Source organism: Flavobacterium algoriphilum, from assembly GCF_048158655.1.
GTDB lineage: Bacteria > Bacteroidota > Bacteroidia > Flavobacteriales > Flavobacteriaceae > Flavobacterium > Flavobacterium algoriphilum.
The window spans coordinates 33,680-42,319 of record NZ_JBLNKY010000010.1; the positions used below are offsets into that span (position 1 = coordinate 33,680).

The 8,640-nt window shown below is 33.2% G+C and carries 9 protein-coding genes; 5 read left to right on the top strand and 4 right to left on the bottom strand.

Annotated elements, in window-relative coordinates; all coding sequences use genetic code 11:
* Positions 1-3: 3 nt before the first annotated feature.
* The 3 genes from ACM55G_RS14510 to xrtF are packed head-to-tail and all read right to left on the bottom strand — an operon-like array spanning position 4 to position 1,869.
* Positions 4-840, bottom strand: a complete 837-nt coding sequence (locus tag ACM55G_RS14510; RefSeq protein ID WP_416844661.1) for an ATP cone domain-containing protein — start codon at positions 838-840, stop codon at positions 4-6.
* A gap of 59 nt (positions 841-899) precedes the next feature.
* The gene (locus tag ACM55G_RS14515) at positions 900-1,343 is read right to left on the bottom strand and encodes an exosortase F system-associated membrane protein (protein WP_416844662.1); all 444 of its coding nucleotides are present in this window, start codon (positions 1,341-1,343) and stop codon (positions 900-902) included.
* Positions 1,318-1,869 carry an exosortase family protein XrtF gene (xrtF, locus tag ACM55G_RS14520; RefSeq protein ID WP_416844663.1) on the bottom strand — a complete coding sequence of 184 codons (552 nt, stop codon included), beginning with the start codon at positions 1,867-1,869 and terminating at the stop codon, positions 1,318-1,320. Before xrtF ends, ACM55G_RS14515 begins: the two co-directional genes overlap by 26 nt.
* A 75-nt stretch (positions 1,870-1,944) precedes the next feature.
* Between xrtF and ACM55G_RS14525 the strand changes: the two genes are divergently transcribed.
* The 5 genes from ACM55G_RS14525 to rpe all read left to right on the top strand — a co-directional run bounded on the left by ACM55G_RS14525 (position 1,945) and on the right by rpe (position 7,359).
* Entirely contained in the window at positions 1,945-2,400 is a 456-nt protein-coding gene (locus ACM55G_RS14525; protein WP_416844664.1) for a GAF domain-containing protein, read from the top strand.
* Positions 2,401-2,686: 286 nt separating this feature from the next.
* Entirely contained in the window at positions 2,687-2,953 is a 267-nt protein-coding gene (rpsO, locus tag ACM55G_RS14530) for a 30S ribosomal protein S15 (RefSeq protein ID WP_066079886.1), read from the top strand.
* Positions 2,954-3,108: 155 nt separating this feature from the next.
* The gene (locus tag ACM55G_RS14535; RefSeq protein ID WP_416844665.1) at positions 3,109-5,244 is read left to right on the top strand and encodes a polyribonucleotide nucleotidyltransferase; all 2,136 of its coding nucleotides are present in this window, start codon (positions 3,109-3,111) and stop codon (positions 5,242-5,244) included.
* A gap of 164 nt (positions 5,245-5,408) precedes the next feature.
* On the top strand, positions 5,409-6,272 hold the full coding sequence (locus tag ACM55G_RS14540; RefSeq protein ID WP_007137700.1) for a sigma-70 family RNA polymerase sigma factor: 864 nt from the start codon (positions 5,409-5,411) through the stop codon (positions 6,270-6,272).
* 424 nt (positions 6,273-6,696) lie between these two features.
* The gene (gene rpe, locus ACM55G_RS14545) at positions 6,697-7,359 is read left to right on the top strand and encodes a ribulose-phosphate 3-epimerase (RefSeq protein WP_416844666.1); all 663 of its coding nucleotides are present in this window, start codon (positions 6,697-6,699) and stop codon (positions 7,357-7,359) included.
* A 405-nt stretch (positions 7,360-7,764) separates the two neighbouring features.
* Here rpe and ACM55G_RS14550 read toward each other — a convergent pair whose 3' ends face one another.
* Positions 7,765-8,493 (bottom strand): superoxide dismutase, encoded by a 729-nt coding sequence (locus ACM55G_RS14550; RefSeq protein ID WP_416844667.1) that lies wholly within the window; start codon positions 8,491-8,493, stop codon positions 7,765-7,767.
* Positions 8,494-8,640 lie beyond the last annotated feature (147 nt).

The window sequence follows — 8,640 nt, forward strand, 5'->3', positions numbered from 1 at the left end:
CCATTATTTATAAATATACCCACACAAATCTGAAACTTCTTTTAATACATTTTTAATCCGGCTAGTACTCAATTCAATTTTTTTTAAACAATCTGAATTATTCATAATCTCTTTCACCAAAATCACATCCAAGATTAACAATTTATCCTTTTCGGCAAGTGACAGAGTAGTTAAACAAGTTACGGGATAAAGATTGCTGCTGTCATTTTTTGTTTTTAAATTATCGTCCTCGGGATAATTCCAACTTAATAAATTCAATCCTGAACAGTTAGCAAAATCAATAGCGTCTGTTGTAAACCTATTATTGGTGACAATCCAGCATTTTGAAATAATTTCTTTTTTTCCAAAAACTGAATGCTTATTACCTTTTAAATCGTTAAAACGAGAGCATATATACATGGGAACCTTCACATCAGAAGCAGCATCTCTACCTGCATGATATTTACATTCAACCATCGCTGTAGTGCCATTTTTTTTGATTACAACATCAATTTCATGCGAAATGCATTTCCCTTGTAAAGTCAAGTTGGTTATGGTTTCGTATTGTTCAGCAAAAAAAAGTCGGGCTATATATTTTTCAAAGAAAAAACCTGCAGGTCCTAAAAGTCGTATTGCTTCTCTTAGATTATAGCGTGCTGCGTGCGAATTAGCTATTTTTTTCAACATCGCAAAAGCCATTTTGTAAATTTGCTTCGTAGTAATTCCTTCGTAGATCTTGCTTTGAATTGATTGTAAAATTCTTTCAACCACTTCACTATTGGCTTCTGATTTTAATAAGGATTTTTTTAACTTTTCGGCATTAAATTCAACAATATCTCCGGAATATTTTACTATTTTCATACCATTAATTCATTGACAATTAAATAATTAAATTCAACATTAAAGATAAATAAAAAATTTTAGCTATTTTGCTTCTGAAAATAAAACCCCGGAACAAATAACAAGACAAAAATAGGTTGGATTAAAAACCGACGAACATAAAAAAGCACTAAATTATTATGTTCTCTACAGTAGTAAATTGTAAAGAAAAAAATTACAATTAAAATCATGAAGAAAAAATAATACAGAACTAAGGCAAACTTTACCATCTGTATTTCTTTGAAAAGGACATAGATTATGCCTAATGATATACCAGTATTTAATGTATAACGAAAAAACAGTCCCAAAAATAACTGGAATAAATTGAAATTTGGTAATGGCAGATGAGTAAAATCGCTTTTGAAGTAATTTAAAAAGGGATCATAAAACAATTGATCCTCATAGGCACGAATAAGCACTAATAATGCAACTAGAAAAAAAAATTGAACCAATTTAATTTTATTTTTTAATAGTTTTTGAAGCATATTTTGAAAATTTATTAACCCAAATTAACCACAAAATAAAAACTACTCCGTAAATAAATAAAGGAAAAAGTACTGCATGAAAAAACTGCTTTTGATTTGGAAAATTAAACATCAGCACACATAAAAAAACTATTCTTATTACATTAAGTACAAAGATAAATAGGCTTCCGCCAAAAATAAAAAGTAGCGTCGTTTTTAATTTTCCAGAGAAAGCTACCACAAAAGACACAAACAAAATAATAACACTAATTGCATTACAGCCTTCAATAATTCGGGCCATATATTTTTGGTTATAAAACAACTTAATGTAAGGTTCTAATTTATTCTCTTCAACAGTCGCTCCTTTATCAAACAATTGCAATACTTGCTTTGTATTTTCGCCCACTAGCCTAGTGATTCCGTCTAGTTTATTCTCTCCAAAACTATTGAGATATTCCTGATACAAAAACGTAAGAATAATATAGGTCAGAAAAAAGGTAGCCAGAAAAAGTAAAAAAGGTTTGTAGAAAATAAAATATTTTTTCAAAATCTATTTTTTAACAAATTTATATAATTTTTGAAACCTGCTTTAAATACTTTTGTATAAATATAAATAAAAACCATGACATTTCAAGAATTACAACCAAAAGTAACCGAAATTACACTACACTCAACACTTTCCATAGACGAAAAACTTTTGTCTATTTGTCAACTTCTAAGTGACTCTATTGACTATTACAATTGGGTAGGATTTTATTTTGCAAACCAGCAAACTAAAACTTTACACTTAGGTCCTTATGTAGGAGCAGCAACTGATCATACGGTGATTCCTTTTGGAAAAGGCATTTGTGGACAAGTGGCAGTTTCAAACGAAAATTTTGTAGTTCCTGATGTTGCTGCACAAGACAATTATATTGCGTGCAGTTTTACAGTAAAATCAGAAATAGTGGTTCCGCTTTTCGTAAATGGAGAAAACATTGGACAAATTGATATTGACAGCCACGTCCTAAATCCTTTTACCGAAGCAGACGAACGTTTTTTAGAATTTGTAAATCAGGAAGTAGCAGAGTTGTATTAAAATTATTACATTTGATTTCAAACTAACCTAATTTCTTTATTATTTTTACAAAAACTACTTCTTTCGGGGGATACTGTTAAATTTACAAATAACAATAAACCCCGCAAATGAAAACTATCAAACCCAAGACCTTAAATTAGAATCAGATATCATAAAAAAACAAATCCAAATTGGTAGTAGATCAAATTAATTGAATTGTATTGCTAATTCATAATTATTTTCTACATTTGCAGCCGTCTTACAATAGCTGTATGACATACATAAAAATCATTAAACAAATATTGGAATGTATTTAACTAAAGAGATTAAAGAAGAAATCTTCGCTAAACACGGAGAAAAAACAAACACTGGAAAATCAGAAGCTCAAATTGCTTTGTTTACTTTCAGAATTAGCCACTTAACGGAGCACTTGAAAAAAAATCGTCACGATTATAACACAGAGCGCTCATTAGTATTGCTAGTAGGTAAAAGAAGATCTTTGTTGGATTACTTAAAGAAAACAGAAATCAACAGATACCGTGAGATTATCAAAGTATTGAATATCAGAAAATAATCAACATAAAAGAGGTGCGAAAGTGCCTCTTTTTGTTTTTATATATACAACAATAAAAAAGTTTGGTTTTTCATTGGGTTTTAGGCATTAACTACGCAAAACAACAACTACAACACAACTAGAACCCATTGTTTAATCTAAAGAGAATTAAAATTATGATTCCACAATTATTTGTAGAAAACATCGATTTAGGAGATGGCAGAAGCATCTCAATCGAGACAGGACGTTTAGCGAAACAAGCTGACGGCGCTGTAGTAGTAAGAATTGGAAAAACTGTTATTTTAGGAACAGTGGTATCCTCAAGAAAAGCAACTCCAGGTATCGACTTTTTACCACTTACGGTAGATTATCGTGAAAAATTTGCAGCAGCAGGACGTTTTCCTGGTGGTTTCTTCAAAAGAGAGGCTCGCCCAAGTGATAACGAAGTTTTAACAATGAGATTAGTTGACCGTGTATTGCGTCCACTATTCCCAAATGATTATCATGCTGAAGTACAAGTGATGATTCAATTAATGTCTCATGATGACGAAGTCATGCCTGACGCATTAGCAGGATTAGCAGCTTCGGCAGCATTAGCTTTATCTGACATTCCTTTCGAGACTTTGATTTCCGAGGCTCGTGTAGGTCGTATTGACGGTAAATTTATTATCAATCCAAGTCGTGCACAATTAGAGTTATCTGATATCGACATGATGATTGGTGCTTCAAAAGATTCTATCGCAATGGTAGAAGGTGAAATGAAAGAAATTTCAGAAGCAGAAATGGTTGAAGCAATTAAATTTGCTCACGAACATATCAAAGTTCAAATTGCAGCCCAAGAAAGATTAGTGGCAGCATTTGGAAAAAAAGAAGTTCGTACCTACGAAACTGAAAAATCTGACGATGCTATTTACGCTAGAGTAAAAGCAGCTGCTTATGATAAAATTTATGATATTGCAAAAATTGGATCTTCTAAACAAGAGAGAACTGCTGCATTTTCAGAAGTAAAAGAAGAAGTAAAAGCATCATTTACAGAAGAAGAATTGGCAGAAAACGGAGACTTAGTAGGGAAATATTTCTACAAAGTCAACAAAGAAGCTGTTCGTAATGTAACACTAGATTTAGGAACACGTCTTGACGGAAGAAAAACGACAGAGATCAGACCTATTTGGTGTGAAATAGATTATTTACCGTCGGTTCACGGTTCAGCATTGTTTACACGTGGAGAAACTCAAGCTTTGGCAACAGCTACTTTGGGAACTTCCAGAGAAGCAAACCAAATTGATTCACCATCTCAACAAGGAGAAGAAAAATTCTATTTGCATTATAATTTCCCCCCATTTTCTACAGGAGAAGCTCGTCCTTTAAGAGGAACTTCCAGAAGAGAAGTTGGTCACGGAAACTTAGCACAACGTGCTTTGAAAAACATGATTCCTGCAGATTGTCCTTATACAATTCGTGTAGTTTCTGAAGTATTAGAATCTAACGGTTCTTCTTCTATGGCAACCGTTTGTGCTGCAACATTATCATTGATGGATGCTGGAATTCAAATGATACGTCCCGTTTCTGGAATTGCAATGGGATTGATTACTGACGGTGATCGTTTTGCAGTTTTATCAGACATTCTTGGTGACGAAGATCACTTGGGAGATATGGATTTCAAGGTAACTGGAACTACTGAAGGTATTACAGCTTGTCAAATGGACATCAAAATTGATGGATTGAAATACGAGATTATGGAAGCTGCTTTGGCTCAAGCTAGAGATGGTCGTTTACACATTCTTGGAATTCTAACAGATACTTTAGCAACTCCAAAAGCAGATGTTAAAACGTATGCTCCAAAAATTATCACAAGAACAATTCCTGGTAACTTTATTGGCGCATTAATTGGACCTGGTGGAAAAGTAATTCAAGAATTACAAAAAGCTACAGGAACAACTATCGTAATTAACGAAGTTAACGAACAAGGAGTTATCGAAATTCTTGGAACAGATCCTGCTGGAATTGAAGCAGTATTGGCTAAAATCCAATCGATTACCTTCAAACCACAAATGGGTGAAGCGTATGAAGTGAAAGTAATCAAAATGTTAGATTTTGGTGCTGTTGTAGAATACCTTGACGCTCCAGGAAACGAAGTATTACTTCACGTTTCTGAATTGGCTTGGGAAAGAACAGAAAATGTTACCGATGTAGTAAACATGGGCGATGTGTTCATGATTAAGTATCTTGGTTTAGATCCTAAAACTCGTAAAGAGAAAGTATCTAGAAAAGCCTTAATGGCAAGACCTCCACGTGAGGAGAAAAAAGAGTAATCAGATCTTAGTTTACTAAAGGTTTATTTATAGAAAATCCCGTTTCATGTATTTGAAACGGGATTTTTATTTTTATTTAAATTTATTTTCAAAACTATTGTAACTTTTTATCGACCCCATACGTATAACTACTTGTACACTTAAAAATTGAGGAGACAAAAAACATGAGACAACTAAAAATCACCAAGCAGGTAACCAATCGTGAAACTGCTTCATTAGACAAGTATTTACAAGAAATTGGAAAAGTTGACCTTATTACCGCTGACGAAGAGGTAGAATTAGCACAAAAGATTAAAGCCGGTGACCAGAAAGCATTAGAGAAATTGACAAAAGCCAATTTACGTTTCGTGGTTTCGGTAGCAAAACAATATCAAAATCAAGGGTTAACGCTTCCCGATTTGATTAACGAAGGAAATTTAGGATTGATAAAAGCAGCACAACGTTTTGATGAAACTCGTGGTTTCAAATTCATCTCCTATGCCGTTTGGTGGATTCGTCAATCTATTTTACAAGCATTGGCTGAACAATCTCGTATCGTTCGTTTGCCATTGAATAAAATTGGTTCTATCAACAAAATCAACAAAATGTACGCTTTATTAGAGCAATCTAACGAGCGCCCACCATCTGCTGAGGAAATTGCTAAAGAACTTGACATGACCGTAAATGACGTAAAAGAGAGCATGAAAAACTCTGGTCGTCACTTATCAATGGATGCGCCTCTTGTAGAAGGAGAAGATTCTAACCTTTACGATGTATTGCGTTCTGGTGAATCTCCAAATCCAGACAGAGAATTAATTCATGAATCCTTGCGTACTGAAATCGAACGTTCATTAGAAACATTGACTCCAAGAGAAGCAGATGTTGTTCGTCTATACTTTGGTCTTGGTGATCAACATCCAATGACATTAGAGGAAATTGGAGAAACTTTCGACTTAACTCGTGAACGTGTACGTCAAATCAAGGAAAAAGCAATCCGAAGATTGAAACACACCTCTAGAAGTAAAATATTAAAAACCTACTTAGGTTAATTCACAATATCCCCCAATTAAAATTTTTAAATTTTAAATCTTTTAATGTAAAATAAACAACAGTTTGATTGACTGTTCGTTTTTTGATTGATGATTGAAACTCCGGCTGATTACCGGAGTTTTATTTTTTTTAATCTGAATTCATTTCAGATTCTTGAATTTATTTCAGTTCCCTACCTATTCCTGTTTAAAATCATTTGGGCGTAACCCTCCGTAAAAAACTTCGGGTCGGGCTTTTCGTTGCAATCTTTTTATTTTAAAAAAAATAAAAAGGATTTCCACTTCTACCCCTTACGCAATCTGCGGATAACTCGCAAACTGAATCTATAAAAACTTTCGTCATTTGGTCTAAAAAAACTACTTTTGCACAAATAATACAACTGTAAAGATGCACTGCCGTGCATCTCAACAAAACAACTATACAATGAAAAACACATTAATTGCTCCATCAGTTCTTGCTGCTGATTTTGCTAATTTGCAACGCGACATCGAAATGATCAATAATAGCGAAGCCGATTGGTTTCATATTGACATCATGGATGGCGTTTTTGTACCAAATATTTCTTTTGGAATGCCCGTTCTTGAAGCTATTTCAAGACATGCAAAAAAAACGATCGATGTTCATTTAATGATTGTAGATCCGGATCGATACATTAAGACTTTTGCTGATTTAGGAGCAAACATCTTATGTGTACATTACGAAGCCTGTCCCCACTTACACAGAACCTTACAAGCCATAAAAGCCGAAGGTATGAAAGCCGGAGTAGCCTTAAATCCGCATACAAATATTGACCTATTGGAAGATGTTATTAACGAAATCGATTTGGTTTGTATCATGAGTGTGAATCCAGGTTTTGGCGGACAATCATTTATAGAAAACACCTATTCCAAAGTGCAAAAATTAAAAGATTTAATCACCCGAAAAGGAGCCAATACAATTATAGAAATTGACGGCGGCGTTACTAATAAAAATGCAAAACAACTTGTGGAAGCCGGAGCTGATGTTCTTGTGGCGGGAAGTTTTGTTTTTAAAGCGGAAAATCCAACAGTAACAATTGCCCAATTAAAAAAAATGACTTTATTTTAATCTTCTTATTATTTTTGCATAAAAAAACCCAAAGATGTAATGTCTTTGGGTTTTTTGTAGCCTCTTGGCACCACTATAAAATAGAATATTTTTAACTTTCAAGAATGCTGACATAAGTCTAAAACTATGTGATTACATATGTTTACAAAACAACGATAAATCTAATAAAAACTGATTACATAATTTGAATATTAGATGAACTTTCAAAAATAGTCTCAATTTACAACTCAGGTAAAACACTCATCAGCAGAAACATTTAAAAAATTAAGGATGCTTCCTGTAACATATCATTCCTGATAATTCACAAGGCTACAATCAAATTTAATTGAAACTAAAAAATAGTTCTATTATTATTTCTCCTAGCGGGGTTGAGAGTATTCAAAAATACTGAATCTAGCTTAACTCTTACTTCATCAAATTTTCAGCATCATTTAAGCGCAGAGCTACATTATCCCAATTAATAATATTAAATAAAGCGTCTACAAAATCAGTTCGCTTATTTTTATATTTTAAATAATAAGCATGTTCCCAAACATCAATTACCAGTAATGGAATCGCTCCCCATTGTGTCAGTTTTTCATGGTTTTCACATTGCAAAATTATTAAACTATCGCTATAAGGTTGATAAGCAAGTATACCCCAACCGTTACCATCTACATTTTTTGAAGTGGCAGCAATTAAAACTTTTAGTCTATCAAAACTTCCAAAACTTTTTTCAATTCGTTTTAATAAATTACCTGTTGGCAGTGTACTTTTGTTGGTAAGATTTGTCCAAAAAATAGAATGTAAAATGTGGGATGAAAAATGATACGATAGTTTTTTTGTCCAAAAATCAATAGTCTCCAAATTATTATCGTCCAAAGCTTTTTTTATCATTTGCAAATCCTTGTTGGCACCTTTTACCGCACCACCATGATGAAAGGTATAGTGCAAATGCAAGGTTTCTGCATCCATATAAGGCTCCAAAAAAGTTTCGCTATAAGGGAGCGTTTGTTGAATATAATTGCCGTTCGCATCCACCAACTTATCAATAGAATTGTCGGCCAAATTTTCAGCAAATGCACTAGTTGTTGGAAGTATTAACGAAGCCGCCCCTAACAAAGTGCTAGATTTTAAAAACTCTTTTCTATTCATCGCAAAATATTTTAGTTTGACGGTTTAATTGTGACCACGGCAGGGTTTCTGTAACGATCGATAAGTACTGTAAAATAAGCATACTTCTAATTAATTGGGAAGTTTATGGGTATTGTTTTAATTTGGAAATCAATTTTGATATTGTTT